The 26,902-nt window shown below is 63.8% G+C and carries 25 protein-coding genes and 1 tRNA gene; 12 read left to right on the top strand and 14 right to left on the bottom strand.

The features are described 5' to 3' along the window. The first annotated feature begins 2 nt into the window (after positions 1–2). Positions 3–890, top strand: coding sequence for a thioredoxin (trxA, locus tag E6B08_RS03080; RefSeq protein ID WP_136917320.1), 888 nt, complete (start codon positions 3–5; stop codon positions 888–890). A 449-nt stretch (positions 891–1,339) separates the two neighbouring features. Here the strand turns inward: trxA and E6B08_RS03075 are convergent, their stop codons facing one another. After that, the gene (locus E6B08_RS03075) at positions 1,340–1,681 is read right to left on the bottom strand and encodes a hypothetical protein (RefSeq protein WP_136912698.1); all 342 of its coding nucleotides are present in this window, start codon (positions 1,679–1,681) and stop codon (positions 1,340–1,342) included. Between the two features lie 132 nt (positions 1,682–1,813). On the opposite strand from E6B08_RS03075, the gene E6B08_RS03070 reads away from it, so the two are divergent. The 5 genes from E6B08_RS03070 to E6B08_RS03050 all read left to right on the top strand — a co-directional run bounded on the left by E6B08_RS03070 (position 1,814) and on the right by E6B08_RS03050 (position 5,695). Next, positions 1,814–2,389: a DUF2796 domain-containing protein gene (locus E6B08_RS03070; protein ID WP_136912697.1), complete on the top strand. Its 576-nt coding sequence runs from the start codon at positions 1,814–1,816 to the stop codon at positions 2,387–2,389. Positions 2,390–2,391: 2 nt separating this feature from the next. After that, positions 2,392–3,102 (top strand): ATP-binding cassette domain-containing protein, encoded by a 711-nt coding sequence (locus E6B08_RS03065; protein ID WP_136912696.1) that lies wholly within the window; start codon positions 2,392–2,394, stop codon positions 3,100–3,102. Further along, positions 3,102–4,367 (top strand): ABC transporter permease, encoded by a 1,266-nt coding sequence (locus tag E6B08_RS03060; protein WP_136912695.1) that lies wholly within the window; start codon positions 3,102–3,104, stop codon positions 4,365–4,367. The genes E6B08_RS03065 and E6B08_RS03060 overlap by 1 nt, the downstream gene beginning before the upstream one ends. Positions 4,368–4,377: 10 nt before the next feature. After that, a complete protein-coding gene (locus tag E6B08_RS03055) occupies positions 4,378–4,902 on the top strand; it encodes a DUF3299 domain-containing protein (protein ID WP_416194366.1) in 525 nt (174 codons plus the stop codon). A gap of 109 nt (positions 4,903–5,011) precedes the next feature. Next, positions 5,012–5,695, top strand: coding sequence for an OmpW/AlkL family protein (locus E6B08_RS03050; RefSeq protein WP_136912694.1), 684 nt, complete (start codon positions 5,012–5,014; stop codon positions 5,693–5,695). Between the two features lie 362 nt (positions 5,696–6,057). Here the strand turns inward: E6B08_RS03050 and E6B08_RS03040 are convergent, their stop codons facing one another. Next, positions 6,058–6,990, bottom strand: coding sequence for an NAD-dependent epimerase/dehydratase family protein (locus E6B08_RS03040; protein ID WP_136912692.1), 933 nt, complete (start codon positions 6,988–6,990; stop codon positions 6,058–6,060). Next, the gene (locus tag E6B08_RS03035; RefSeq protein WP_136912691.1) at positions 6,983–7,867 is read right to left on the bottom strand and encodes a sugar nucleotide-binding protein; all 885 of its coding nucleotides are present in this window, start codon (positions 7,865–7,867) and stop codon (positions 6,983–6,985) included. Before E6B08_RS03035 ends, E6B08_RS03040 begins: the two co-directional genes overlap by 8 nt. A 251-nt stretch (positions 7,868–8,118) precedes the next feature. Between E6B08_RS03035 and E6B08_RS03030 the strand changes: the two genes are divergently transcribed. Both E6B08_RS03030 and E6B08_RS03025 read left to right on the top strand, forming a co-directional pair. Beyond that, a complete protein-coding gene (locus E6B08_RS03030) occupies positions 8,119–9,159 on the top strand; it encodes a hypothetical protein (protein WP_136912690.1) in 1,041 nt (346 codons plus the stop codon). 14 nt (positions 9,160–9,173) lie between these two features. Continuing rightward, on the top strand, positions 9,174–9,968 hold the full coding sequence (locus tag E6B08_RS03025; protein ID WP_136912689.1) for a TSUP family transporter: 795 nt from the start codon (positions 9,174–9,176) through the stop codon (positions 9,966–9,968). 3 nt (positions 9,969–9,971) lie between these two features. On the opposite strand, the gene E6B08_RS03020 is transcribed toward E6B08_RS03025, so the two are convergent. Then, positions 9,972–10,781: an XRE family transcriptional regulator gene (locus tag E6B08_RS03020; RefSeq protein WP_136912688.1), complete on the bottom strand. Its 810-nt coding sequence runs from the start codon at positions 10,779–10,781 to the stop codon at positions 9,972–9,974. Between the two features lie 176 nt (positions 10,782–10,957). Between E6B08_RS03020 and E6B08_RS03015 the strand changes: the two genes are divergently transcribed. Continuing rightward, positions 10,958–12,400, top strand: a complete 1,443-nt coding sequence (locus E6B08_RS03015; protein ID WP_136912687.1) for an alanine/glycine:cation symporter family protein — start codon at positions 10,958–10,960, stop codon at positions 12,398–12,400. A gap of 72 nt (positions 12,401–12,472) precedes the next feature. Next, positions 12,473–13,462 (top strand): asparaginase, encoded by a 990-nt coding sequence (locus E6B08_RS03010; protein ID WP_136912686.1) that lies wholly within the window; start codon positions 12,473–12,475, stop codon positions 13,460–13,462. 95 nt (positions 13,463–13,557) lie between these two features. Here E6B08_RS03010 and E6B08_RS03005 read toward each other — a convergent pair. From E6B08_RS03005 to fdnG, 7 genes are all read right to left on the bottom strand, one after another. Beyond that, positions 13,558–13,653, bottom strand: a tRNA-Sec gene (locus tag E6B08_RS03005). Positions 13,654–13,659: 6 nt separating this feature from the next. Beyond that, complete coding sequence (gene selB, locus E6B08_RS03000) at positions 13,660–15,582, bottom strand: selenocysteine-specific translation elongation factor (protein ID WP_136917318.1); 1,923 nt, start codon at positions 15,580–15,582, stop codon at positions 13,660–13,662. Beyond that, positions 15,579–17,006, bottom strand: coding sequence for an L-seryl-tRNA(Sec) selenium transferase (gene selA / locus E6B08_RS02995; RefSeq protein ID WP_136912685.1), 1,428 nt, complete (start codon positions 17,004–17,006; stop codon positions 15,579–15,581). The genes selB and selA overlap by 4 nt, the downstream gene beginning before the upstream one ends. Before the next feature lie 159 nt (positions 17,007–17,165). Further along, positions 17,166–18,086, bottom strand: a complete 921-nt coding sequence (fdhE, locus tag E6B08_RS02990) for a formate dehydrogenase accessory protein FdhE (RefSeq protein ID WP_136912684.1) — start codon at positions 18,084–18,086, stop codon at positions 17,166–17,168. A gap of 4 nt (positions 18,087–18,090) precedes the next feature. Continuing rightward, positions 18,091–18,750: a formate dehydrogenase subunit gamma gene (locus E6B08_RS02985; protein ID WP_136912683.1), complete on the bottom strand. Its 660-nt coding sequence runs from the start codon at positions 18,748–18,750 to the stop codon at positions 18,091–18,093. Further along, positions 18,747–19,697, bottom strand: a complete 951-nt coding sequence (gene fdxH / locus E6B08_RS02980) for a formate dehydrogenase subunit beta (protein WP_136912682.1) — start codon at positions 19,695–19,697, stop codon at positions 18,747–18,749. Before fdxH ends, E6B08_RS02985 begins: the two co-directional genes overlap by 4 nt. Next, positions 19,697–22,765, bottom strand: coding sequence for a formate dehydrogenase-N subunit alpha (fdnG, locus tag E6B08_RS02975; protein WP_136912681.1), 3,069 nt, complete (start codon positions 22,763–22,765; stop codon positions 19,697–19,699). Before fdnG ends, fdxH begins: the two co-directional genes overlap by 1 nt. An 816-nt stretch (positions 22,766–23,581) precedes the next feature. Here fdnG and E6B08_RS02970 point away from each other — a divergent pair. Beyond that, positions 23,582–23,857, top strand: coding sequence for a hypothetical protein (locus E6B08_RS02970; RefSeq protein WP_136912680.1), 276 nt, complete (start codon positions 23,582–23,584; stop codon positions 23,855–23,857). Between the two features lie 4 nt (positions 23,858–23,861). After that, positions 23,862–24,134: a DUF3077 domain-containing protein gene (locus E6B08_RS02965; protein ID WP_136912679.1), complete on the top strand. Its 273-nt coding sequence runs from the start codon at positions 23,862–23,864 to the stop codon at positions 24,132–24,134. Positions 24,135–24,182: 48 nt separating this feature from the next. On the opposite strand, the gene E6B08_RS02960 is transcribed toward E6B08_RS02965, so the two are convergent. From E6B08_RS02960 to E6B08_RS02950, 3 genes are all read right to left on the bottom strand, one after another. Continuing rightward, positions 24,183–24,665, bottom strand: a complete 483-nt coding sequence (locus E6B08_RS02960) for a hypothetical protein (protein WP_136912678.1) — start codon at positions 24,663–24,665, stop codon at positions 24,183–24,185. Positions 24,666–24,888: 223 nt separating this feature from the next. Further along, complete coding sequence (locus tag E6B08_RS02955) at positions 24,889–25,437, bottom strand: single-stranded DNA-binding protein (protein ID WP_136912677.1); 549 nt, start codon at positions 25,435–25,437, stop codon at positions 24,889–24,891. Positions 25,438–25,446: 9 nt separating this feature from the next. Next, positions 25,447–26,841: an MFS transporter gene (locus E6B08_RS02950; protein WP_136912676.1), complete on the bottom strand. Its 1,395-nt coding sequence runs from the start codon at positions 26,839–26,841 to the stop codon at positions 25,447–25,449. Positions 26,842–26,902 lie beyond the last annotated feature (61 nt).

The raw sequence follows: 26,902 nt of genomic DNA, 5'->3' as shown, positions 1-26,902 counted from the left end.
TGATGAGCCAAGCTCCCTATAGCGAAGAAGTCCCGTACATTTTCGACGCCACCGATGCCAACTTCCAGCAAGCGGTCATCGAGAACTCGTTCCACAAACCCGTGCTCGTCGACTTCTGGGCCGAATGGTGTGCGCCGTGCAAGGCGCTGATGCCATTGCTGGCGAAGATCACCGAGGGTTACCAGGGCGAACTGCTGCTGGCCAAGGTCAACTGTGACGTCGAGCAACAGGTGGTTGCCCAGTTCGGCATCCGCAGCCTGCCTACCGTGGTGCTGTTCAAGGACGGCCAGCCGGTCGACGGCTTTGCCGGCGCCCAGCCCGAGTCGGCCATCCGCGCCATGCTCGAGCCGCACGTGCAGATGCCCGCTGCGCCTGTTGCGGCGCCGCTGGAGCAGGCCAAGGCACTGTTCGCCGAAAGCCGCTTCGCCGAGGCCGAGGCGCTGCTGGTGGCGCTGCTGGGTGAAGACAACAGCAATGCCGAGGCACTGATCCTGTATGCCCGCTGCCTGGCCGAACGTGGTGAACTGGGTGAGGCCGAAGTGGTGCTCGATGCGGTCAAGAGCGATGAGCACAAGGCCGCCCTGGCCGGCGCCAAGGCCCAACTGACCTTCCTGCGCCAGGCCGCCAGCCTGCCGGAAGTCGCCGACCTGAAGAGCCGCCTGGCGCAGAACCCGGAGGATGACGAAGCCGCCTACCAGTTGAGCATCCAGCAACTGGCGCGCCAGCAGTACGAGGCGGCGCTGGACGGGCTGCTGAAGCTGTTCCAGCGCAACCGTGGCTATGAAAACGGGCTGCCGCAGAAGGCCATGCTGCAGGTGTTCGAACTGCTGGGCAGCGAACATCCGTTGGTGGGCGTGTACCGTCGCAGGTTGTCGTCGGCGATGTTCTGAGGCGTGCACTGGAGGGTTGCAGCGCCGCGAATATCGAGCGCTGCGCGGGCGGCGCATCGCGAAGCGTGCGCTGGAGAGTTGTGGTGCCGCGGATATCGAGCGCCGCCCGCGCGGCGCATCGCGAAGCGTGCGCTGGAGAGTTGTGGTGCCGCGAATATCGAGCGCCGCCCGCGCGGCGCATCGCGACGCAAGGCCGCTCCCACATTTGTTGCAACGCACCTATGTCTGATAGGCCATGGTTGTCAGCCTTGTTGGCCCGACGCGATGTTCGTGTGGGCGCCAGGGCGCACCACGATATTCCGTGGTGCCACCAAAGGCGGGTGGCCATGGCCTGACAGACATAGGCACGTTGCAACAAATGTGGGAGCGGCCTTGCGTCGCGATGCGCCGCGCGGGCGGCGCTCGATATCCGCACCACCGAAAACCGCCAGGCGAGCAAAAAGCCAACCTCACCCCACCCAGTGATACACCGGCGCATCCACGCCACTTTCCACCTTCACCTCGCTGCTATGGCGCAACCGCACCAGCAGCCGCTTGCCCGCCGCCGTACTCCCCGCCAGCCCTTCCAGCCGATCGAGCAGTTCCGGCCCGTTCATCTGCCCCGCCTGGCGCAGCAGGTCACGCGCTGCTGTCCACTGCCCGTCGTCTTGGCGTGGCGCCGCCGTGGTTGCGGCAGGCACTTCGGCTACCGCCGGCACATCCCTGGGACGCCCCAGTTGCGCCCACTCTTCAGGTTCGAGCTCGATGGTCAGGTCCACCGGCCAGTCACCAATCTGTCCACGAATTCTCACGATGCGTTCCTTGAAGCGAGGTCGATGGCGACCATGCTACAGCAACATGAAACCTGCGCCAGGCAGGCTGGCGAGGCGGATAAAAGTTGTTATAACATTACCAAACACATCTTCCCGCTTCCGGAGTCGTCCATGCGCCGCCTGCTGCTTGCCCTGCCCTTCGCCCTGCTGCCCCTGGCCGTGGCCCACGCCCACGACGAACATGAACACGACCATGCCCACGGCACGCTCGGCGCCCATGAACATGGCGTGGCCAAGCTCAATGTGGTCCTGGACGGCAACACCCTGGAACTGGAGCTGGACAGCCCGGCGATGAACCTGGTCGGCTTCGAACACGTCGCCAGCAGCGACGCCGACAAGGCCAAGGTGGCCGCCGTGCGCCAGCAGCTCGAACAGCCACTGAAGCTGTTCGGCCTGGCCGCCGCGGCAGGCTGCAAGGAAGACGCCCAGGAGCTGGAAAGTCCGCTGTTCGGCGATACTCCGCACGCCGACGACGATGGCCACGAGCACGAACATGGCCATGTGCACAGCGACATCGGCGCCCACTACCAGTTGACCTGCGCCGCTCCGGCCAAGCTCGCCCAGATCGACCTGGGCCCGCTGTTCAAGACGTTCCCGGCGACGCAGAAGATCAACGTGCAACTGATCGGCCCGAACGGCCAGAAAGGCCTGGAAACCAGCCCCACCCAGGCCACGGTCGAATTCTGAACATGAACCAGCCGCTGCTCGAACTGCATGACCTGGTGTTTGCCTGGCCCGGCCAGGCACCCCTGCTGGATATTCCCGCACTGCGCCTGGAGGCCGGCGAGGCGTTGTTCCTCAAAGGTCCCAGTGGCAGCGGCAAGACCACGCTGCTGGGCCTGCTGGGTGGGGTCAACCTGCCTGCCCAGGGCACCATCCGCCTGCTCGGGCAGGACCTCGCAGGCTTGGGCCAGGGCGCGCGCGATCGCTTTCGCGTCGATCACACCGGCTACATCTTCCAGCAGTTCAATCTGCTGCCGTTCCTCTCGGTGCGCGAGAACGTCGAGCTGCCCTGCCACTTCTCGCCCAGCCGCGCCGAACGTGCGGCGCGCCGCCATGGCAGCGTCGGCCAGGCCGCCGGGGTCCTGCTGGCCCACCTCGGGCTGGATGACCCGGCGCTGCTCGGCCGGCGGGCCGGCAGCCTGTCGATCGGCCAGCAGCAACGCGTCGCCGCCGCCCGGGCGCTGATCGGTCAGCCCGAACTGGTGATCGCCGACGAGCCCACCTCGGCACTCGATACCGATGCCCGCGAGGCGTTCATCCGCCTGCTGTTCGACGAATGCCGCGATGCCGGCGCCAGCCTGCTGTTCGTCAGCCACGACCAGAGCCTGGCGCCGCTGTTCGACCGCCACCTGTCGCTCGCCGAACTCAACCGCGCCGCCAAGCCCCGGGAGGCCTGATGTACCTGCTTCGCCTTGCCCTGGCCAGCCTGGCCAACCGCCGCTTCACCGCGTTCCTCACTGCCTTCGCCATTGCCCTGTCGGTGTGCCTGTTGCTGGCCGTCGAGCGGGTACGCACCGAGGCCCGTGCCAGTTTCGCCAGCACCATCAGCGGTACCGACCTGATCGTCGGCGCCCGTTCCGGATCGGTCAACCTGCTGCTCTACTCGGTCTTTCGCATTGGCAACGCCACCAACAACATCCGCTGGGACAGCTACCAGCACTATGCCCACGACCCACGGGTGAAATGGGCGATCCCGATTTCCCTGGGCGATTCGCATCGCGGCTACCGGGTGATGGGCACCACCGGCGACTACTTCAGCCATTACCAGTACGGTCGTCGCCAGCACCTGGAACTGAGCCAGGGCCGGGCCTTCGCAAGCGACCCGTTCGAGGTGGTGCTGGGAGCCGAGGTGGCCGAGGCCCTGCACTACAAGCTCGGCGACTCACTGGTGCTGGCCCATGGCGTGTCCGCCATCAGCCTGGTCAAGCATGACGACAAGCCGTTCACCGTGGTCGGCGTGCTCAAGCGCACCGGCACGCCGGTCGACCGCACCCTGCACATCAGCCTGGCCGGCATGGAAGCCATTCACATCGACTGGCACAACGGTGTGCCGGCCCGCGGCGCCGGGCGCATCAGTGCCGAGCAGGCCCGCACCATGGACCTGCAACCCACCGCCATCACCGCCTTCATGCTCGGCCTGAACAACAAGATCGCGACCTTCAGCCTGCAGCGCGAGATCAACGAGTACCGCAACGAACCTCTGTTGGCGATCCTTCCCGGCGTGGCCCTGCAGGAGTTGTGGAGCCTGATGGGCACGGCCGAACAGGCGTTGTTCGTGATGTCGGTGTTCGTGGTCCTGACTGGGCTGATCGGCATGCTCACGGCGATTCTCACCAGCCTCAACGAGCGCCGCCGGGAAATGGCGATATTGCGTTCGGTGGGCGCGCGTCCCTGGCATGTGGCCGGATTGCTGGTGCTCGAGGCGCTGGCGTTGGCGCTGGCCGGCTGCGTCGCCGGACTGGGCTTGCTGTACGCGGGCATAGCCTTGGCCCAAGGCTATGTGCAGGCCAACTATGGCCTGTACCTGCCACTGGCCTGGCCGAGCGCCCATGAATGGACGCTGCTGGCGATCATCCTTGGCGCTGCGTTGCTGATGGGCAGCGTGCCGGCCTGGCGAGCCTACCGGCAGTCGTTGGCCGATGGCCTGTCGATCAACCTCTGAGTGCCGTGTGATGATCCGAAACCTCAGCGCCCTCTTCGCGTTCATGCTGGCCTTCCTGGCGCTGTCTGCGCTGGCTGCCGAACCCCGCGAACTGGACTGGCCGACGCTGATCCCCGAAGGCGCGCCAGTCATCGCGCCGCAGCTCACGCCAATGCACGACCTGTCGCAATTGAGCGACGCCCTCGCCGAATCGGCGCCACCGGCCCATCAACAAGCGCCGGATGCGCCGGTGGAAAAGAGCCTCGACGGCCAGTTGGTCAAGCTACCGGGCTTCATCGTGCCGCTGGAAGTCAGCGAGGAAGGCCGCACCACCGAGTTCCTGCTGGTGCCGTACTACGGCGCCTGCATCCACGTGCCACCGCCACCGTCGAATCAGATCGTGCACATCTTCAGCGAAATGGGCGTGCGCGTCGAAGACCTCTACCAGCCCTACTGGATCGAGGGAAAAATGCAGGTCAAAGCCTCCAGCAGCGAGCTGGCCGAAGCCGGCTACCAGATGGAAGCCGAGAAAATATACGTTTATGAGCTGAAATGAGAACAGTTTCGTATTTGTAGACGCGCTTCTTTGAGCTGGGTCAAACTTTTGGCGTGAACGCCTCCGTACCATTGGACTACTCGATTACTCACGTCCTTTGGGAGCTTTCATGAACAAGTCCTTGCTCGGCGCCTCACTCGTTGCCCTGGCGCTCGCAGCCCCTGTCGCCAACGCCTACCAGGCGGGAGATATGATCCTTCGCGCTGGCGCCATCACCACCGCTCCCAATGAAGACAGCGGCGCCCTGAAATTCGATGGCGACAAGGTCTCGGGCACCAAGGCGACCCTGGACAGCGACACCCAGCTGGGCCTGACCTTCGCCTACATGCTCACCGACCACATCGGCCTGGAACTGCTGGCGGCCACGCCGTTCAAGCACACCGTGGGGGTCAAGGGCCTGGGCGGCGGCCTGGATGGCAAGCTGGCCGACATCAAGCAACTGCCGCCGACCCTGTCGCTGCAGTACTACCCGATGGAACCGACTTCCAAGTTCCAGCCGTACGCTGGCGTCGGCATCAACTACACCCTGTTCTTCGACGAAGACCTCAGCAGCCAGCGCAAGCAACAGGGCTTCAGCAACCTCAAGCTGCAGGATTCGGTAGGCTTCGCCGGGCAACTGGGCATGGACTACATGCTCACCGAAAACCTGTTGGTCAACGCCTCCGTCTGGTACGTCGACATCGACACCAAGGCCAGCGTCAACGGCCCGACCGCCCTGGGCTACAGCAAGACCAAGGTCGACGTCGATGTCGATCCATGGGTCTACATGGTCGGCCTGGGCTACAAGTTCTGACCTGCCAGGGGCACGAGAACAGCATCAACCCGATAGCAGCGTACTGGTGTTCACTTGAGAATGCCGGGGCTGCTGCGCAGCCCATCGCGACACAAGGCCGCTCCCACATTGTCCGTGAAGCCCCTATCTACAGGGCAAGCACGGACAATATGGGAGCAACTGTCTTGCTCAATTTCTAAAAGCTGGCGCGATCAATGTGGGAGCGGGCTCGCCCGCGAACACCGGCGAAGCCGGTGCCATTCACCGCGGCGTCTGCTTCGCGGGCAAGCCCGCTCCTACAGGATCTTCACCGCTGTCAAGGTCTGTGCCGTACCTGTAGGAGCGGCCTTGTGGCGTCAGGGCTGCGAGACAGCCCGCAGCTTTCAGCCCTTGCCCAGCAACCGCGCCAGCCCCTCGACCATCGGCGTCGGCTGCGGAAAATCGAAGCGCGCCAGCAGGCGCTGGTTGTCCGCCCGCGAATGGCGGATGTCACCCGAGCGTGCCTGGCCATAGCTGATCGCCGGCAGGCTGCCCACCACCTGCTCCAGCGCCTTGAGCAACTGGTTAAGTGAAGTGGCCTGGTTCAGGCCGATGTTCACCGCACCCTCTTCCACCTGCGCCTGCTCCAGGGCCTGCACCATCACCTGCACCAGGTCACCGACGTAGAGGAAGTCGCGGGTCTGCTCGCCGTCGCCGAACACGGTGATCGGCAAGCCCTGGCTGACCCGCTCGCTGAAGATGCTGATCACCCCGGAGTATGGCGAGGAAGGGTCTTGGCGCGGCCCGAAGATGTTGAAGAAGCGGAACACCACCGGTTCCAGCCCATGCTGGCGGCGGTAGAAATCCAGGTACTGCTCGCTGGCCAGCTTGTCCACGGCATAGGGCGTCAGCGGCGCCTTCGGCGTGTCCTCGGCAATCGACTGGCCTTCGCCATTGTTGCCGTAGACCGCAGCGCTCGAAGCGAACAGCACGCGGCGGATCCCCTGCACACGCATCGCCTCGCAGACGTTGAGGGTGCCGATGAAGTTGCTCTGGTGAGTCTTCACCGGGTCTTCGACCGAGGCCTGCACCGAGGCCACTGCGGCCAGGTGGACGACGGCATGGCAACCCTGCGCGGCACGCTGCACCAGCTCGGCATCGGCGACATCGCCCTCGATCAGGGTCAGGCGCGGGTTATCCAGTTGCAGGTTGTCGCGTTTGCCCGTGGACAGGTCGTCGAGGATGCGCACCGCGTAGCCTTTTTCCAGCAACGCATCGCACAGGTGCGAGCCGATGAAGCCGGCACCGCCGGTGATCAGGATGGGGGCGTCAGCCATGGCGATAGAATCTGTCCAGTAGTGGCGGCAAGCCTGCGCGCCAGGCGCGGGGCTTGATGCCGAAGGTGTGAAGGATCTTCTTGCAGGCCAGCACCGCGTGCTGCGGCTCTTCGCTGGCGTCGGGACGCGCGGCGTGGGCCTGCGCGGTCGGCGCCTGCACCGCCAACTGGCGATACTGGCCGGCCTCGGCGAGGATCGCCTGGCCCAGCGCCAGCAACGTGGTGGCCTCATTGCCAGCGTAATGATAGGTGCCCCACAGCGGCGCATTGCAATCGAGTTGTTTGAGCACCGAGAGGATCACCCGAGCGGCGTCGTCGACGGGCGTCGGGTTGCCGCGCCGGTCATCGGCCAGCAGCAGCTCCTGGGGCTGCTCGGCGCGGGTCAGGAAGCGGCCCAGCGCCCCGTCGATACTCTCGTCGAGCAACCAACCGAAGCGCAGCAGCACATGCTGCGGGCTGGCCGCGCGCACGCTCTGCTCGATGCGCCACAACGCCTGGCCACGCTGGCCGAGCGGTACGGGTTCGTCCTTTTCGCTGTAGGCCGTGGCGCGCGAGCCGTCGAACACCCGGTAGCTGGAAGGTTGTACCAGGGTGATCTGGTGGTGCTGGCACAACTCGGCCAGGCGCTCGACCGCACGTTCCTGCAAGGCCAGGCGCTGGTCACTGACCGACTCGGCCTGGAACCAGTCGAAGTAATAGGCCAGGTTGACCAGGGCATCGGGGCGATGATCGTCGAGCAACTGGGTGAGGGTGGCCGGGGTCCAGCCGTTTTCCGGGGGACGCGGCGCCAGGAATGCGATGTCCTCCTCGGCCCCGAGACGAATCAGCGCTTGCCCGAGGGCATTGCCACCACCCAACAGCATCAGGCGCATACGCATAGAGTCAGCAGATCCGAACAGGTTGATAGGGGAAAGCGGTCATTTTGCGGTTTCCTGCCAGGGAAGTCCAACACGCGGCCCGCGTCACTCCCACCGACGGTATTCAGCACAAACTCCAACGCTCAACACCTAGAGCAAAGGAAATTTCCTACCCAAGGCTAGGAGGCGGCTGTCTTTCATAACACAGCTCAACTGCATTGAATGGTGACTTGCCCACTTGCTGGCGAAAAACCGAATACAAGGAACGTTCAATGTACCACCCGGAAGTCGCACATCTGGATTTCAGCCACGAACAAAGCCAAGCCATTGCCTTGGCCAGCCAGGCAATCGCGGATTCAGGCGGCCCAGAGGCCAAGGGGTCGGCATTTCAGGCGTTCGCATCCGCCGAACACGTTCTGAAAACGCTAACCAACAACCAATGTGCGATGCTTCAGCGCTTCAGCGAAGGCGGCCTGTCTGCTCTGATGTGCAGACACATGATCCACGCCAACGACCCGATTCCCTTACAACTTCCCGATATCGACACATTGGCGAACAGTGCGCATTGCCAATACCTCGCCTCACGCAATCAACTGCTCCTGGCAATGGCACGCCATCGTGGTTTCGCTTTCGATATCGACAACGAGGGTAAACAAATTCGGCTGGTGGGTAACTTCAAGGGGGGCGGTTGGGTACCCCACTTCGACGAGCCGCCCAGCACCGAAGTTGAAGTCAGCTCACATGCCGGCTTGCGCCTGGGGCCACACACAGAAGCACCCTACAACTGCTCCACAGTTGCACACGATGGACACTCCCCAGCACCTTCTGCGCTGATACTCACCGCCCGCTGGAATCCTGCCGATGAACCCACTTATGTATTTCCGCTTCGAGACATCATTGAACGCCTCGGTAGCCTCGATGCGCTCGCACTGACTTCAGCATCCTTCAACTTCACCCGCAGTGACTGCTTTTCCGATGGCCAGGGTGAGGCAGGCAAATGCGTTTCGATGCTGCAGTTCGAGGCTAATGGAGGCTTTTCACTTCGCTACAACAGCTACCGCTTTTCTCTTGATGAGCAGGCACCCAGCACAGTCGCCCGCGCCTTCGCCGCCTTCGAGAAAATGCTCGATAGCGCCGAACCTCAGAAATTTGTCCTGCAACCTGACAACGCGTTGCTGATCAACAACTGCCGGGGCTTGCATGGTCGCGACAGGGTCCAGGATAACCGGCGCTTGCTCGTACGCCAGTTCGGATACGCCCCCTGCGCAGTACCCATAGTGCTGAGCAACGACCCTCTATTGGTCCAAGCGTGAGAGCGAGCGCCTGAATGATCGAACTCGACCTGACACTTATCCTCATGCTCGCGCTGGTTGCACTAATGGCCGGTTTCTTCGATGCAATTGCCGGGGGCGGAGGCCTGATAACACTCCCGGTCTTGTTCGTTGCGGGTATCGAGCCCTTGGCCGCCATTGCCACGAACAAGTTCCAGGCGGCCTCCGCTACGGTTTCAGCCACCTGCGCCTTTGCCCGTAAAGGCATGCTCGACTGGAGACGAGGTGGCCCCATGGCAGTCATGTCGTTTGCGGGGGGAGCCTTGGGCGCCTTATCGGTCAGCTACGTACCCAAGGCGGTTCTGCAAGCATGCGTACCCTTATTGCTGATTTTGGTAGCCGCCTATTTCGCCTTCAGCCCCAAACCGGACGAGCAAACGCGTAAGGCAAAGGTTTCAAGCAGCCTCTTCTGCCTCGCTGTCGCGCCCATCATCGGCTTTTATGACGGCATCTTTGGCCCTGGCGTTGGCTCGTTCTTCATGCTGGCCTGCGTGATTCTCCTAGGGCAGCACCTGATACAAGCCGTGTGCAACAGCAAACTACTGAACGCTGCTTGTAACCTGGGGGCGTTATCCGTGTTTGCCCTCAGCGGCGCGATCATCTGGCCGCTGGCGCTGGCCATGGCGATGGCCGCGTTCGCCGGTGCGCAGTTGGGGGCGCGCTGCGCAGTGCGCTTCGGGCCCCGGTTGGTCAAGCCACTCCTGGTGAGCGTGTGCTGCATCATGGCGGTCAAGTTGTTACTCGATACTGGCAACCCGCTCGCCGATTGGCTGCACGGGCTATTGTTCTGATGCTCACTCGATCTCGAACAAACCATTGCTCAGCGGTCCCACCGTCAGCCGCTCACGCACATCGTCGTCGATACGCGGGTCATCCGGTCGGTACAGCCTGACCTGGCGGTAGGCGTTGATGCGGTTGATTTCCTCGCCCAGGTATTCCCACACCACCCGGGTACAGGCCGGATTGCGGCGGTCACCGCTGGACACGCCGGTCTTGAGCCCATTGAGGCGGGTGATGCGGCTCTTGAAGCTGGGAATCAGGATGGTCTGGCTCATCTCGTTGAGCGTCAGCGACTCATAGTCGATGAGAAACAAACGGTCCTGCAGCTGGTAGGCCACGCCCAGGTACCGGCAGCGCACCTCGGCGTGCGGGTCGGTGGCGGTGGAGCGCTCCTGGCGCTCCTGGCGCTCGAAGACGAACTGCCCGCGCTCCTCGCGCAGGTGCACCAGCGACAGCAGGATCGAGCCTGGCACCGACATGCAGTTGGAGTATTCGAAGTAGTAACCACAATAGCGCGAGAGATTGCCGGCCTGCGCCTGCAGGGGCTGGAACAGCTCGCTGAGCGGGTCGCGCGGGGCCTCGGCCAGCGGCGACACGCGTGCGCCTATCAATCGGGCGAATTGCTCGGGCGGCAAGTTCAGCTCGTATTCCTCGACGCCGAAGAAGTCGCCGATGCGTTTGAGGTTGTAGGCCGTCGGGCGGCTCTGCCCACCCAGGTACTTGTTGAACTGGGCGCGGTTCATCGACAGCTGGCGGCAAACCTCGGAGATAGAGCGGTAATGGCTGCAGGCCAGTTTCAGATTGGTTGCGAAATGATCGCTCATGGCAAGACTCAGGTGACGCGAATGACGCCATTCTAGCATCAAGTCGCATCAAGTAAGAGCAACCCGCGAAATTGTAACCACAGTTGTCATGGCCAACCATGCGCCCCAACGAATAGCGGTGCGCCTGCCGCCCGCTGGTTTTTCCTGCGAACAATAAGAATCGAGGTCATTTCCCAATGCTCGAAGCACTCAACGATTTCCTTTCGGGGAAACTGCTCATCGTGCTGATCGTCGGTCTCGGCGGTTACTTCACCATCCGCTCGCGGTTCGTCCAGTTCCGTCACTTCGTCCACATGTTCGCTGTGTTCAAGGAATCGCTGCGTGGCCAGGCAGGCCAGTTGAGCTCGTTCCAGGCGCTGATGCTGAGCCTGGCCGGGCGCGTGGGTGCCGGCAACATCGCCGGTGTCGGTATCGCCGTGACCCTGGGTGGCCCAGGCGCGGTGTTCTGGATGTGGGTCACCGCCCTGGTAGGCATGGCCAGCAGCTTCTTCGAATGCACCCTGGCCCAGGTCTACAAGCGCGCCGATGGCGATGGTCTGTACCGCGGCGGCCCGGCGTACTACATCCAGCATGGCCTGAAGCGTAAAAGCATGGCCGTGGTGTTCTCGATCCTGCTGCTGGTCACCTACGGCTTCGCCTTCATCGGCCTGCAGTCGTACACCGTGACCCATTCGCTGCAGAACGCCTTCGCCTTCGATCCACGCCACACCGGCATCGTCCTGGCCGTGCTGCTGGCCATCACCTTCCTCGGTGGCATCAAGCGCATCGCCGCGGTCTCCGACCTGCTCGTGCCGATCAAGACCCTGGCCTACATCGGCGTCACCCTGTACGTGATCGCTACCCAGATCGAACACGTGCCGGCCATGCTGGAAACCATCTTCAAGAGCGCCTTCGGCCTTGACCCTGCGTTTGGCGGCCTGCTTGGCAGCGCCATCGTCATGGGCGTCAAACGTGGCGTATTCGCCAACGAGGCGGGCCTGGGCAGCGCACCGAACGTCGCCGCCGTGGCCGCCGTGAAACACCCGGGTGCCCAGGGCGTGGTGCAGGCCTTCAGCGTGTTCCTCGACACCTTCGTGATCTGCACCTGCACCGCGCTGCTGATCCTGCTGTCGGGCTTCTACACCCCAGGCTTCGAAGGCGATGGCATCGTCCTGACGCAGAACTCGCTGGCCGCCGTGGTCGGTGACTGGGGCCGCCTGTTCGTCAGCGTCGCGCTGTCGCTGTTCGTGTTCACCTGTATCCTCTACAACTACTACCTGGGCGAGAACAGCCTGCAGTTCCTGAGCCGTAACCGCGTGGTGCTGCTGGCGTTCCGTGCCCTGGTGCTGGCGCTGGTGGTGTGGGGCTCGATGCAGGATCTGTCGACCGTGTTCGCCTTCGCCGACATCACCATGACCTGCCTCGCGTTCGTCAACCTGGTGGCCCTGGCCCTGCTATTCAAGGTCGGCCTGCGGGTGATGCGCGACTACGACGACCAGCGCAAGGCCGGTATCGAACAGCCGGTATTCGATTCGAGCAAGTTCGCCGACCTGGACCTGGACACCAACGCCTGGCCGGCCAATCCACAGGCCGAAACAGCCGCTGACAAAGCCGCGGCCCAAGCCCAGCTGCAGCGCTGATATCCTGCGCCTCCCAGCCGCCCCGTTCGTGGGCGGCTGCTTCATCTCCGCTCACCGCTACGGATGCTTTCCATGCGTGCAGTCAAGAATCTTCTCGTTCTCTACACCGGCGGCACCATCGGCATGCTGGAAACCGCTGAAGGCCTGGCGCCGGCTGGTGGTTTCGATGCGCGCATGCGTGCGCACCTGGCCGTGCTGCCCGATGCTCCACAGGTGCAATGGACCCTGCAGGAAATGAACCCGCTGCTCGACAGCGCCAACATGCAGCAGCACAACTGGCTGGCCATGCGCGATGCCATCGTGGCGGCGGTGGAAGGCGCCGGGCACGACGGCGTGCTGGTGCTGCATGGTACCGACAGCCTGGCCTACAGCGCAGCGGCGCTGTCGTTCCTGCTGCTGGGCCTGCCGGTACCGGTGCTGCTGACCGGCTCGATGCTACCGGCCGGCGCACCGGGCAGTGACGCCTGGGGCAACCTGTGCGGGGCCTTGCGGCAGTTCGAGCAGGGCCTGGACGCTGGCGTGCAGTTGTACTTCCATGGCCAGCTGCTGCACGGTTGCCGCGCTTCGAAGCTGCGCAGCGAGGCCTTCGACGCCTTCGCCGTTCTGCCCCGCCACCGCGAGGGCGAACACGCTGCAACGCTGCCTGGCAAACTCGACTACCGCAAGCAACGCCAGCCGGTCAACCTGGCGGTAATGCCGGTGTTCCCAGGGCTGCAGGCCAATCACCTGCGTGGTGTGCTCGACAGCGGCGTGCAGGGCTTGCTGCTGGAGTGCTACGGCAGCGGCACCGGGCCTTCGGATGACCAGGCACTGCTGGAGGTGCTGCGCGAGGCGCGTGCACGGGGAGTGATGCTGGCGGCGATCAGCCAGTGCCCGGAGGGGGCGGTGGTGTTCGATACCTATGCGGCGGGCAACCGCTTGCGCGCAGCCGGGCTGGTCAGTGGTGGCGGCATGACCCGTGAGGCGGCGCTGGGCAAGATGTTCGCATTGCTCGGGGCCGGGCTGGATGTCGACGCGGCAGAGCAGTGGTTTGCCCTGGATCTGTGCGGGGAGCGGGCTTAGCTTCGTTCTTGAGAGCCTCTTCGCGGGTAAACCCGCTCCTACAGGAACGATGCAGATCCTTGTGTGCGGGCGTGCCTGCGAAAAGGCTAGAAAATTGGCGGAAGGCAGCGGGAGTCGAACCTGCCCGGGAACGGCTGCCGTCCCCAACCGGGTTTGAAGCCCGGCCGCGCCACCGGGCGCGATTGCCTTCCTTGAACTCAGTGCCTGGCCTGCTGCTGGGCCAGGGCGCTGTCGGCGCGGATGTGACGCTGGTCGGCAACCCTGCGGGTCAGACCGATGCGGTCGAAATACTCGAGCACCTGCACACTGCGCTTGCGACCGATGCCCAACATATCGCGAAACGCGGCAACCTGCACTACCGGCGTCTCGCTGGCCTGGCCGAGCAACAGCTCTGCCATGCGCTGCAGCGTCGCCTGCGGGTAGAACAGGTCACGCACCACCTGATGCACCAACCCCAACCGGGCCAGCTTGCGTAGCAGCAGGCGCACATCGGCCTCGGCACAGTTTTCCTCACTCGCCAGCGTCCGCACCCAGGGTGGGTCGAACTGCCCCTGCAGCAGGCGCGGTTGCAGGCGCGCCCACAACGCGTTGTCCGCTTCGCTCAACTGCACCTTGTGGTCGGGCAGGTGCAGCCAGGGCCCGCTGCTGGCAATCGCGCCGTCATCGAGCAACTCATCGACCAGACTGACGAAGGCCGGCCGCTCCAGCGGCAGGGCACAGAACCTGCGCAGGCGATCCCGGTCCGGGCCGAGCTGGTCGGGCTCCTGTTCGTGGAACAGCGCCAGTTGCGCCAACACCTGTTGCTTGAGCCCCTGCCACTGCGCGTCGGCAAACAACAACTGTCCTTGGCGTGTGGCGATGACCCGCACCTCGGCCGGCAGCTTCCAGGTATCGCGCAGGCGATTGAACTGACGTTCCAGGCGCTGCGGGTCGAGCCCGGAAGGGGCGCTGGCCAGCAGCGCCGGCAGCGCCTGCTCCAGGTCATCGGCATCGCGCAGTACCTGCAACTGGCGCAAACGCACCTCGCTGCGGCGTTGCCGGCTGGGCGCGAACGGGTCGAGCACCCGCCCGCCGCCCAAGGTACGCTGTGCACGCTGGTCACGCAGCACCAGGCGGTCGCCATGCACGGCCTGCAGCGGCGCGTTGAGCAACAGCTGGGCGAACATGCGCTGGCCTGCGGCAAGCGTCTCGCCTTCGAGCAGCGCGACCCGCGCGGTGACATCCTGGGTGCCGAGGTGCACATGCACCGCGCTGAAGTGTTCGAAAAGGCGCGTCTCGCCAGGCAGCAGGCTCAACTCGATGTCCACCCGGACGCTGGGCGCATGCAGCCAGTCGGGCACCAGCCAGTCGCCGCGATGCACCTGCTCGACCGCCAGGCGTTCGGCGCTGATGTTCAACGCCACCCGCTGCCCCGCCTCGGCCACCAGCGCAGCCTGGTTCTGCGCATGCAGGCCACGCACCCGCACCGGCTTGCCGGCCTTGCCCAGCAGCAAGGTATCGCCGGCACTGACGCGTCCGGCCAGTGCCGTACCCGTAACCACGACGCCTGCACCGGTGACGGCGAAGGCGCGGTCGACGGCCAGGCGGAAACCACCACGCACACTGCGCTGCCCCACCTGTTGGTCGGCCTCCAGCAATGCCAGGCGCAGGGCGTCGATCCCCTCTGCGGTAACGCTCGACAGCGGGAATTGCCGCGCACCGGCATACGGCCCCGGCGCCAGCAGCTCGGTAATCTGCGCCTGCACCTCGGCCAGGCGGGCCGGTTCGACCCGGTCGCATTTGCTTACCGCCACCAATGCCTGCGGGATTCCCAGCAGTTCGATGATCGCCAGGTGCTCGCGGGTTTGTGGCATCACGCCGTCGTCGGCGGCCACCACCAGCAGCACCAGGTCGATACCGTGAGCCCCGGCGAGCATGTTGTGGATGAATCGCTCGTGCCCCGGCACGTCGATGAAACCGGTCAACGGCGCACCATCGGCCAGGGCGGCGTAGCGGTAGCCGAGGTCGATGGTCATGCCGCGCGCGCGTTCCTCCTGGCGCTGGTCGCCGGCCTGGCCGGTGAGGGCCTGGAGCAAGGCGGTCTTGCCGTGGTCGATGTGGCCGGCGGTGCCGACGATCACTGCACCGGCCCCAGCTGCAAGGCGGGCAGTTGCGCCAGCCACTGCGCCTCATCGTCCAGCTGGCGCAGGTCGAGCCACAAGGCATCGTCGTCGATACGCCCGAGCACCGGCACCGGCAGGGCCCGCAGCGCCCGCTCCAGCACGTGCAGGCTGCGCCCGCGCAGCTTCTTCGTCACGTGTGGCCGCAGGCACAGCGCTGCGCTGGGCAGGCGCGCCACCGGCTGGCTGCCACTGCCGATCATGCCCAGGGCGGGCTCTACGCTCACGCCCCATGGCGCGCCCAGCTGCGCCGCCAGTTCGGGGGCCAGGCGCTCGGCCTGGGCCTGGATTTCGGCTTGAGAGCGGGTCAGCAGGCGTAAGCTGGGCAGTCGCTCGGCCAGGCGATCCGGATTGCGGTACAGCGCCAGCACGGCCTCGAGCGCGGCCAGGGTGATCTTGTCGACGCGCAAAGCGCGCTTGAGCGGGTTCTTCTTGATCTTGGCGATCAGCTCCTTGCGCCCGACGATGATGCCGGCCTGTGGGCCACCGAGCAGCTTGTCGCCACTGAAGGTGACGATGTCGGCGCCATCGTCCAGCGCCTGGCGTACCGTGGGTTCGGCAGGCAGGCCCCAGCGGGTCAGATCGAGCAGGCTGCCGCTGCCGAGGTCTTCGAGCAATGGCAGCTGGTGCTGGTGGGCAATGCGCGCGAGTTCGGCGGTCGGCACCTGGGTGGTGAAGCCCTGGATGCTGTAGTTGCTGCAGTGCACGCGCATCAGCAGGCCGGTGCGCGGGCCGATGGCGGCCTCGTAGTCGCGGGCGTGGGTGCGATTGGTGGTGCCGATCTCGTGCAGGCGCACACCGGCGCGGGCCATGATGTCGGGAATGCGAAAGGCGCCGCCGATCTCGATCAGTTCGCCGCGGGAGATGATGCCTTCCTTGCGCGCGCCGAGGCTGTTGAGCGCCAGCAGCACGGCAGCGGCGTTGTTGTTGACCACGGTGACGGCTTCGGCGCCGGTCAGTTCGCGGATCAGCCCTTCGATCAGATCGTCGCGGTCGCCGCGCTTGCCGGTGGCCAGGTCGAATTCGAGGTTGAGCGGATAGCGGGCGGCGGTCTGCATGGCCTCGACGGCCGCTTCCGGCAACAGCGCCCGGCCCAGGTTGGTGTGCAGCACCGTGCCGGTGAGGTTGAACACCCGGCGCACCTGGCTGCGCTGCGCAATGGCCAGGCGTTCACCGGCGCGGCCCAGCAGGACTTCGGCGGCAAGTTCCGCTGGGCTGAGTTGGCCGTTACGGGCCGGGTCGCGCAGGTCGTCGAGCAGTTGCCGCAGGGCGTTGAGCACGGCGTCGCGGCCGTGGCGGTCGATTAGCGGGAGACAGGCCGGGTGGCGCAGGAGGGTGTCGATCGAGGGCAGGCGTGGGGTTTCGCTGGCTGGGCTTGAAGACATCAGGTACTACCTTAACTGATCCGTTGTCTGTTCGGGCCTCTTCGCGGGCAAGCCCGCTCCTACAGGTACACCGCTGTTTTCAGAAACAACGGTGTACCTGTAGGAGCGGGTTTACCCGCGAAAAGGGCGACGCGGTAATTGCAGTGTAGACACTCCCGCCTAGCCAGGCGCGAGCATCAGGTTCGGCGCCAGCCGATGAAAGCCCTCCTCGTCCAAGCGGATATCCAGCGCCAGGCTGGCCAAGTCGTCGGCCAGCGGTTCGGCATAGGCGTCGTTTTCCAGGTAATGGTGCTTGAGGTAGCGCTGGCACCCCGGGCAGCACTCGGCCCGTAGCGGTGCCTTGCCCGGTGCATGGCGATCGTCCTCCAGGCTGGTGTAGCGCAGGCCCTTGCTCGACTCGCAGTACACGCACTTGACCCGCACCACATGCCATTCACAAGCGCACAGCGAACAGGCCAGGTAGCGCAGCCCATTGTGCTTGCCACGGTTACGCACCAGCCCGGCCATGGCCTGCGAGCCGCAGGCCGGGCACTGCGCCAGGCTCCCCGCCGGCTTGAGTTCGGCCTCGGGCAGCGCCAGCAGCCAGCTCGACCAGGCCGCTTGCAGCGCCGCGCCGAGGAATGGCACCAGCGCGGCTGGGACCGCGTCGTACTGGCCGGCGAGCAAGGCGATGCCCCAGCCCTTGCGCTGGCTCTCGGCACTGTCGCGCAGCGTCTGCACAGCCTTGCCCAAGGGGCCGTCGTTGGCCTCGTCGAAACCTTCCAGCAGTACCTGCAGCCAGGGAAGCCAAGGGCCTTCGCGCACCAGGCTGTCAGCCGCCAGCGGCGGCAGGCCGTGACTTATACACAGGCGCTGGCGCTCCTCGGCCACCGGCAAGCCACTGGGCGGGTTATCCACAAGCTGCTGCTGGAGACGACAGAGCCGCGCCACCAGCCGCAGGTAATCGCCCAGGGCGTTGCCCTCGGCCAACTGCGCCAAGCGCTCGGCGCGCCGTTCGAACAGATTGCGGGGCGGCAGGTGCAGGAACGGCGGCATCACCGCCGACGCTTCGATCTGCCCAGGTTCGAGTATCGTGCTCAAGCACTCATCCTTCTTTGCCTTGGTGGTCCGTCGGGGCCTTGTCGCCCGTCACATCGCGGTACCACAACTGATGATGTTTGCGCGCCCAGGCGCGACTCACCCAGCCATGCAGCATGGCGCCGATCGAGCCCTTGATCCAGATCCCGGCATAGATATGCACGATGATGCTGAGGATAAGCACGAACGCAGCCAGTGCGTGCAGCAACGTGGCCAGGCGAATGGACGTGATGCCGAAATACTCGCTGAAGTAGGCGCGCCAGATCACCACGCCGGTAGCCAGCAACACCAGCATGCACAGCAGCAGGGTCCAGAACAGGAGCTTCTGCCCGGCGTTGTACTTGCCGATCGGCGGCACGCCCTCCTCCTTGTTGAGCATCACTCGGTCGATTCGGCGCAGCCATAGCCGGTCGTTGGCGGTGATGAAGTTGGCGCGCCAGAACCGGATCACCAACCCGAGGAAGAACACGAACATCGCCACGCCGATGAACGGATGAAGAATCCGCGTCCACGGCCCTCCTCCGAACAAATGGCTGAACCAGAACAGCGCCGGGTGGAACAGCGCCAACCCCGATAACGCCGCCAGGATGAACAGAATCGCCACGATCCAGTGGTTGGTCCGCTCGTTGGCGTTGTAGCGCAGGATGGGTTTGTTTTCGTCGCTCATGGCCGCTGCTCCCCTTGCCCACCGGGCCGGTTCGGATCATAGACATGCACCGACGGGTCCACTTGGTGCACGCCATCGCCAGGTGGCGTCGGATGCTCCTCTTCCTCGACCCGCTGCGGGCCCACGCGCACGTAGTGGAAGAACCCGGCCAGCACCGCCGCGCCCATGGCCAGCAGCGCCAGCGGCTTGGTGAAGCCTTTCCACAAGCCCACCAACGGGCTGATTACCGGCTGGTCCGGCAGGCCGGCATACAGCTTCGGCGTGTCGGCATGGTGCAGCACGTACATCACGTGGGTGCCGCCGACACCATCGGGGTCGTACAGGCCGGCCTTGTCGTAGCCGCGCGACTTCAGGTCGACGATACGCTCGTCGGCATGCACCTTCATTTCCGCCTTGCTGCCGAAGACGATCGCCCCGGTCGGGCAGGTCTTCACGCAGGCAGGCTCCAGGCCCACGGTCACGCGGTCGGAGCACAGGGTGCACTTGTATGCCTTGTGGTCCTTTTGCGAGATGCGCGGGATGTTGAACGGGCAGCCGGTGATGCAATAGCCGCAACCGATGCAGTGGTCCTGGTTGAAATCGACGATGCCGTTGGCGTGCTTGATGATCGCCCCGGGGCTCGGGCAGGCCTTCAGGCAACCGGGGTCTGCACAGTGCATGCAGCCGTCCTTGCGGATCAGCCACTCCAGGTTGCCATCGTCGCGCTCGTGCTCGGTGAAGCGCATCAGGGTCCAGGTCTCGGCGGTGAGGTCCTGGGGGTTGTCGTAGGTGCCGTGGTTGTGGCCCACCTCGTCACGCAGTTCGTTCCACTCCGAACACGCCACCTGGCACGCCTTGCAACCGATGCACTTGGTGGTGTCGATCAGTTTGGCGACTTCTTCCAGCTGGCGTACCGAGGGCGGCACGGTGGTGGTGGCCGAGCGGGCAATGATGTCTTGGCTGGCCATCAGAGTTTCTCCACTTTGACGAGGAACGACTTGGACTCCGGCGTCTGCGTGTTGCCATCACCAAGGAACGGTACCAAGGTGTTGGTCAGGTAGCCGTGCCGGGTCGAACCGGTGAAGCCCCAGTGCAACGGGATACCGATCTGGTGCACGGTCTGGTTGTTGACCTGCAGCGGACGGATCCGCTTGGTCACCACCGCCACCGCGTCGATATGCCCGCGCTTGCTCGACACCCGCACACGGTCACCGGCCTTGATGCCCTTCTCGTTGGCCAGCACCTCGCCGATCTCGACGAACTGCTCGGGCTGGATGATCGCATTCAAGCGGCAGTGCTTGCTCCAGAAGTGGAAGTGCTCGGTCAGCCGATAGGTGGTGGCCGCGTAGGGGAACTCGTCGTGCGTGCCGAGCGAATCCCACACCGAATCGAACACGCGGCCAGCCGGGTTGCTGGTGGCCTTCTTGTTCTGGGGATGCAGCGGGTTGATCCCGATCGGCGTCTCGAACGGCTCGTAGTGCTCGGGGAACGGCCCTTCGGCCATTTTGTCGATGGCGAAGAAGCGCGCCACACCCTCGGGGTTCATGATGAACGGATTCATCCCCGCTTCGGGTGGCGAATCGACCTTGAAGTCGGGCACGTCGGTGCCGGTCCAGGCCTTGCCGTTCCACCACACCAGGCGCTTCTTCTCCGGGTCCCACGGCTTGCCTTGCAGGTCGCTGGAGGCGCGGTTGTAGAGGATCCGGCGGTTGGCCGGCCAGGCCCAGGCCCAGTTCTGCACCTGGTGCATGCCATACGGGTCGCTGTTGTCGCGCCGGGCCATCTGGTTGCCCTGCTCGGTCCAGCAGCCGGCGAAGATCCAGCAGCCCGAGGCGGTGCTGCCATCGTCCTTGAGCTGGCCGAAGCCCGCGAGTTGCTGGCCGGCCTTGATCTGCGCGCCGGTCGGGTCGGTCACGTCGCTCACCGCCCAGCCGTTCATTTCCTTGGCCAATTCCTCGGGGGATGGCTCATCGGCGATCTTGTACGGCCAGTTGATGTTCAACAGCGGATCGGGATAGGCGCCACCCTCGGCCTGATAGCGTTGACGCAGGCGCAGGAACAGCTCGCTCATGATCTGCACGTCGGTGCGGGTCTCGCCGGGGCCGTCGGCGCCCTTCCAGTGCCACTGCAGCCAACGGCTGCTGTTGACCAGCGAGCCATCCTCCTCGGCGAAACAGGTGGTGGGCAGGCGGATCACCTCGGTCTGGATGTTGGCCGTGTCGACATCGTTGAACGGCCCGGCGTTACGCCAGAACTCCGAGGTCTCGGTGGCCAATGGGTCCATGATCACTAGCCACTTGAGCTTGCCGAGGGCTGCGGTGACGCGGTTCTTGTCCGGCAACGCGGCAATCGGGTTGAAGCCCTGGCACATGTAGCCGTTGACCTTGCCCTGACTCATCATCTCGAACATGCGCAGCACGTCGTAGGCCGGTACGTCGAGTTTGGGCAGCCAGTCGTAGCCCCAGTTGTTCTCGGCGGTGGCATTGGCGCCATACCAGGCCTTCATCAGGCTGACGTGGAACTTGCCGTAGTTCTGCCAGTAGGACAATTGCCCCGGGCGCAGCGGCTTGGAGGCGCGCTTGTCGATGTAGGTGGCGTAGTCCTGCTCGGCATCGCCGGCCAGGGTGAGGTAGCCCGGCAAGGAGTTGGACAGCAGCCCCAGGTCGGTCAGGCCCTGGATGTTGGAGTGACCGCGCAAGGCATTGACGCCACCGCCGGGCATGCCGACGTTGCCCAGCAACAGCTGGACCATGGCCGCGCTGCGGATGATCTGCGCACCGATCGAGTGCTGCGTCCAGCCCAGCGCATAGAGGATCGTCATGGTCTTGCCCGGTACCGAGCAGGTGGCGATCTCTTCCCAGATCTTCATCATGGCGTCCTGCGGCATGCCACAGGTCATGCTCGCCAGTTCCGGGGTGTAGCGGCTGTAGTGCTGCTTCATCAGTTGGAACACGCAACGCGGGTGCTGCAGCGTCGGGTCGACCTTGGCATAGCCATCGTCGCCGAGCTCGTAACCCCAGCCGGACTTGTCGGCATACACCCGCTTGGCGGCGTCGTAGCCACTGAACAGGCCGTCTTCGAAGCCATAGCCTTCTTTGACGATGAACGACACGTCGGTGTAGTTGCGCACGTACTCGTGCTGGATCTTGTCGGTGCTCAGCAGGTAATTGATCAGCCCCCCCATAAAGGCGATGTCGCTACCGGTACGAATCGGCGCGTAGTAATCGGCTACCGAGGCGGTACGGGTAAACCTTGGGTCGACCACGATGAGCCGCGCCTTGTTGTGCGCCTTGGCTTCGGTCACCCATTTGAAGCCGCACGGATGCGCTTCTGCTGCGTTGCCACCCATCACCAGGACCAAGTTCGCGTTAGCGATATCGGACCAGTGGTTGGTCATGGCGCCACGGCCGTACGTCGGGGCAAGACTTGCCACCGTCGGGCCATGTCAGACACGTGCTTGGTTATCGAACCCCAGCATGCCTGTTGCGCGGACGACCTTGTGGGTCAGGTAACCCGCCTCGCTGGAGGCGGCAGATGCAGCGAGGAAACCGGTAGTGAGCCAGCGGTTGACGGTTTGGCCCTGGGCGTTCTTCTCGATGAAGTTGGCGTCGCGGTCTTTTTTCATCAGGTCGGCGACGCGGTCGAGCGCCTCGTCCCAGCTGACCCGCACCCACTCCTTGCTGCCCGGCTTGCGCACCTCGGGGTACTTGAGGCGGCTGGGGCTATGGATGAAGTCGAGCAGGCCCGCGCCTTTCGGGCACAGGGTGCCGCGGTTGACCGGGTGATCGGCGTCGCCTTCGATGTGGATGATGCTTTGTTTGACGTTCTTGCCCGCATCGCCCTGGCTGTACATGATCAGGCCGCAGCCGACCGAGCAGTAGGGGCAGGTGTTGCGAGCTTCTTTGGTATGCGCCAGCTTGAAGTGACGCACCTGCTCGGCGAACGCCGGCGTCGGGGCCATGCCCAGCGCCGCGAGGCTCGAGCCTCCAAGGCCGATACCGGCGACCTTGAAGAATTGCCGACGGTTGAGGTCCATCGTGCACTCCTGATCAGGTGGTGGACGCACGGAACATGGCCGGCGCCTCTTGGTAGTCACGGTGGCGGCTTTTTGATGGCTGCCAGAGGTTAAGACTAGTCAAGAATCGAGAAGGTGCGATGACATGGGTCATGGGGTGGGTGTTTGGGGTGTTGGGGTGTTCGCTTGAGAGATGCAGCGCCGTGAATATCGAGCGCCGCCCGCGCGGCGCATCGCGACGCAAGGCCGCTCCCACATCTGTTTCGGACCAATTATGTCTGATAGGCCATGGTTCCCAGCCTGGTGGGCCCGGCGCGATATCTGTATTGGCGCCAGGGCGCACCACAATATTTCGTGGTGCCTCCAAAGGCAGACAGCTATGGCCTGACAGGCGTAATTGGCCCGAAACAGATGTGGGAGCGGCCTTGCGTCGCGATGCGCCGCGCGGGCGGCGCTCGGTCTTGAGAACACCATAAATCTAAAGACAAGCCCCTAGCCGCCCCACCGCCAAACTCCCCGTAAGACATTTCCGAACTTGAAACTTAATACTTCAAGGTCGATTTGAAAGAGAACTATCCTACGACCGCTGCTGAACTATCGCTGTTGTCGGGAACATGCCCCAGGAATAACGTTTTCGGGTCGCTTCGGTGACCGGGTGTGAGAACCCGATGGATAGATCTAGTAGCACCGCAATGGTGGCCGTACGTGGGCAGGCTTCGGCCTGGCCGGGTCTCTTACTATTTCTTCCCCGGTTTCTCACCCCGCGTACGGCTGCCACCTTCAATCCGTGAGAAAGATCCAGGTGACAGTTCCTCTTCAAGAAATAGGAATGACACCATGAAAAAACACGTCCCCGACCCACCCCACCGCAAATCCCCCCGAACCCCATTCTTCACCGTCCAATCCGACATGTATCCACCCGACGCCCTGGCCCACGCCAGCGAACTCCTGCGTGGCGTCGCCGAGACCATCGACGAACACTGCCGCGCACGTGCAGGCGAACCCGGCATGGGCATGCTCGGCAACGCCATGCACGCCACCGAAATCGCCCACGAACTGGTCGAGCACGTACTGGCCTTTTTCCCCCGTGAACAATCGAAGCCGGAGGAATGAAGACATGGCAGACAAATCCAAACCCGTCACGACCGCCGGCGTGGAAACCTTTTTGGAGGTCGGCAACCCACCATTGGACTTACTACGCGTACAACCCGGCATCCCGATCGATGATGCCTACGAGCAAGTCTCCATCCTGTTGGGTTACATCAAGCACCTGGTGCGCGAAGGCGACATGGAAGATGACCACAAGTTGCTAGGTGCAGCGGATTATCTGAATGCCTTGGCCAAGGCGTTGATGAACGATATCGAGATAGCCAAGAACAGAGTGCATTGACCCACCCGGCCTCATCGCCGGCTTGCCGGCGATGCTTTGCGCGGGTTATTACGCGGCACCTCGATGCTGAGCGCCTGCTGGACAGATGAAAATCTTGAATTCGTTTTCACTCACGTAGCAAGCCTGCAGGCCTGTACTGACTGCCTTCCCCTCGGGATCGATTATTTCGTAGCGAGAAAGCAGATATGCCTCACGGCTCATGGAACCTTCAGTCCGCATCCGACTACCCGCCGCCGTCAAAGCAGAGCCTACCAATGCAACGAGGCCAGGTCTCATTTGCATGTGCTGCCAAAAGCTCATCCCTTTAGAACGGTAGTAGTAGATCTCCGAGGGTCCGTATATCAAAATCCAGATACTCAGCATCACAATTGCCGCGCCACAGATCAATAACAACCATCCTCCAAAATTGGCTGCAGCATGCTGATCTACATGATCCTCGTAGGCATCGAAGAACCCTGGAACCTCATAATTCTGGATGCTTTGCTTTAGCTTCACCTGCCCGTTGAATTTAGTTTCGTCCCGTTCCTGCATGATTCACTCCTTGAAAAAGTGAATCCTATTCAATTGGGACGGCACAAAGCGCAAACAGAAGCAACTTCAGAGATAGCCTACATAAATAAAAGAAACGACCATCAGAATGGATGGCGAAGCCAGACCAACCCATTCTGAAACGGTGCCGCGAGGCAAACAGCCATAAAAAAACCCAGGGCCAAGGCCCTGGGTTTCTGGTTCAGCTAGACGCCTACCGTTCGAATCAGAACGGAATATCGTCATCGAAGCTATCGAAGTCAGCCGCCGGCTGCGGAGCAGGCTGCTGTGGCGCCGGGCGCTGCTGTTGCTGCGGGCGCTGGGCCTGCTGGCGTGGCGGAGCCTGGTTGTACTGCTGCTGGCCACCACCTTGGTTGTAGTTGTTGCCACCACCCTGGTTGTATGGGTCGCCGCCCTGCTGCTGGCCTTGCGGACGACCGCCGAGCAACTGCATGGTGCCGCCCATGTCGACGATGATTTCGGTGGTGTAGCGCTTGATGCCGTCTTTTTCCCACTCGCGGGTCTGCAGCTTGCCCTCGATGTACACCTGCGAACCCTTGCGCAGGTACTCGCCGGCGATCTCGGCAACCTTGCCGAACAGCGACACACGGTGCCACTCGGTACGCTCGACCTTCTGGCCGGACTGCTTGTCGGTCCACTGCTCGCTGGTGGCCAGGCTCAGGTTGGTCACGGCGTTACCGTTGGGCAGGTAGCGGACTTCGGGATCCTGGCCACAGGTACCGACCAGAATGACTTTGTTAACCCCACGGGCCATAACGTTCTCCTAGGCTTCGCACGCCGATGAGGCTGGGTTTACCAAACGCTCGAGGGTCGTACGGTCCAAAATTTTCGTATCCAGTTTGATGTAGATGGCAGACTCTTCTGCCACCACTACGGCGTCGGTCACACCCGGCACGGCCAGCAGGCGCTCGGTCAGCCCGGCTTCCCGGACCGCCTCGGGCGTCAGCGGCATGCGCACGCTGGTCACGTACGGCGGCTCGTTCATGCGCAATGCAATGACCAGCCACACGGCACACAACACCGCGCAGCCGAGGAACACCATGTCCAACCCACCGTGCTGGAACAACCAGCCACCGAGAATTCCTCCCAGGGCGGCCCCGAGGAACTGGCTGGTGGAATACACCCCCATCGCCGTTCCCTTGCCGCCTGCGGGCGACACCTTGCTCACCAGCGAAGGCAGCGAAGCCTCCAGCAGGTTGAAGGCAGTAAAGAATACCACGGTGCCAATCACCAGTCCGCGCAAGTTGTCAGCCCACTCCCAGAAGAACACCTCCACCAGCAGCAGCACCGCCACCGAGCCGGCCAACACACGCTTCATCTTGCGCTTCTTTTCCCCGTAGATGATGAAGGGAACCATTGCGAAAAATGAGACGAACAGTGCGGTCAGGTACACCCACCAATGCTGCTCCTTCGGTAGCCCACCCCGTTCGACGAAGGCCAGGGGCAAGGCGACGAAGCTTGCCATGAGGATCGCGTGCAGGATGAAGATGCTCGCATCCAGACGCAGAAGGTCCGGATGCCGTAGGGTCGGCCCCAGGGCCTGGCGCGCCACACCCGACTCGCGATGCTGCAGGGTGCTGTGGGTATTGGGCACGACGAAGGCGATCAGGGCGATACCGACCAGGGCAAGTCCTGCGGTGGTGAGGAACAATCCTGACAGACCGAAAGCACGCGTCAGCAGCGGACCGACGACCATCGCCACAGCGAACGAAAGGCCGATGCTCATGCCGATCATGGCCATGGCCTTGGTGCGATGCTGCTCACGGGTCAGGTCAGACAACAGCGCCATGACCGCAGCGGAAATCGCCCCCGCGCCCTGCAGGATCCGCCCGGCGATCACGCCCCAGATCGAGTCGGCCTGGGCCGCCAGCACGCTGCCCAGGGCGAAGATCACCAACCCCAGGTAGATCACCGGCCGGCGACCGATACGGTCGGAAATCACCCCGAACGGGATCTGCAGCACTGCCTGGGTCAGGCCGTACGCACCAATGGCCAGGCCGATCAGCGCAGGCGTGGCACCCGCCAAGTCCATGCCATAGGTGGCCAGCACCGGCAGGACCATGAACATGCCCAGCATGCGAAAGGCAAAGACCAGGGCCAGGCCGCCTGCGGCGCGCGTTTCGCTGCTGCTCATGCGCTCGGTGTGGGTGTCGTGCATGGATTAACCTCGTGTGAACCGGCGGCGATTCTATCAGTCCGACAGCTTGACGGCATCTACG

This window comes from Pseudomonas putida, from assembly GCF_005080685.1.
In the GTDB taxonomy this organism is placed as follows: domain Bacteria; phylum Pseudomonadota; class Gammaproteobacteria; order Pseudomonadales; family Pseudomonadaceae; genus Aquipseudomonas; species Aquipseudomonas putida_V.
Note: the sequence above shows the minus strand (reverse complement) of the source record. Positions and strands in the feature narration are given on the sequence as shown.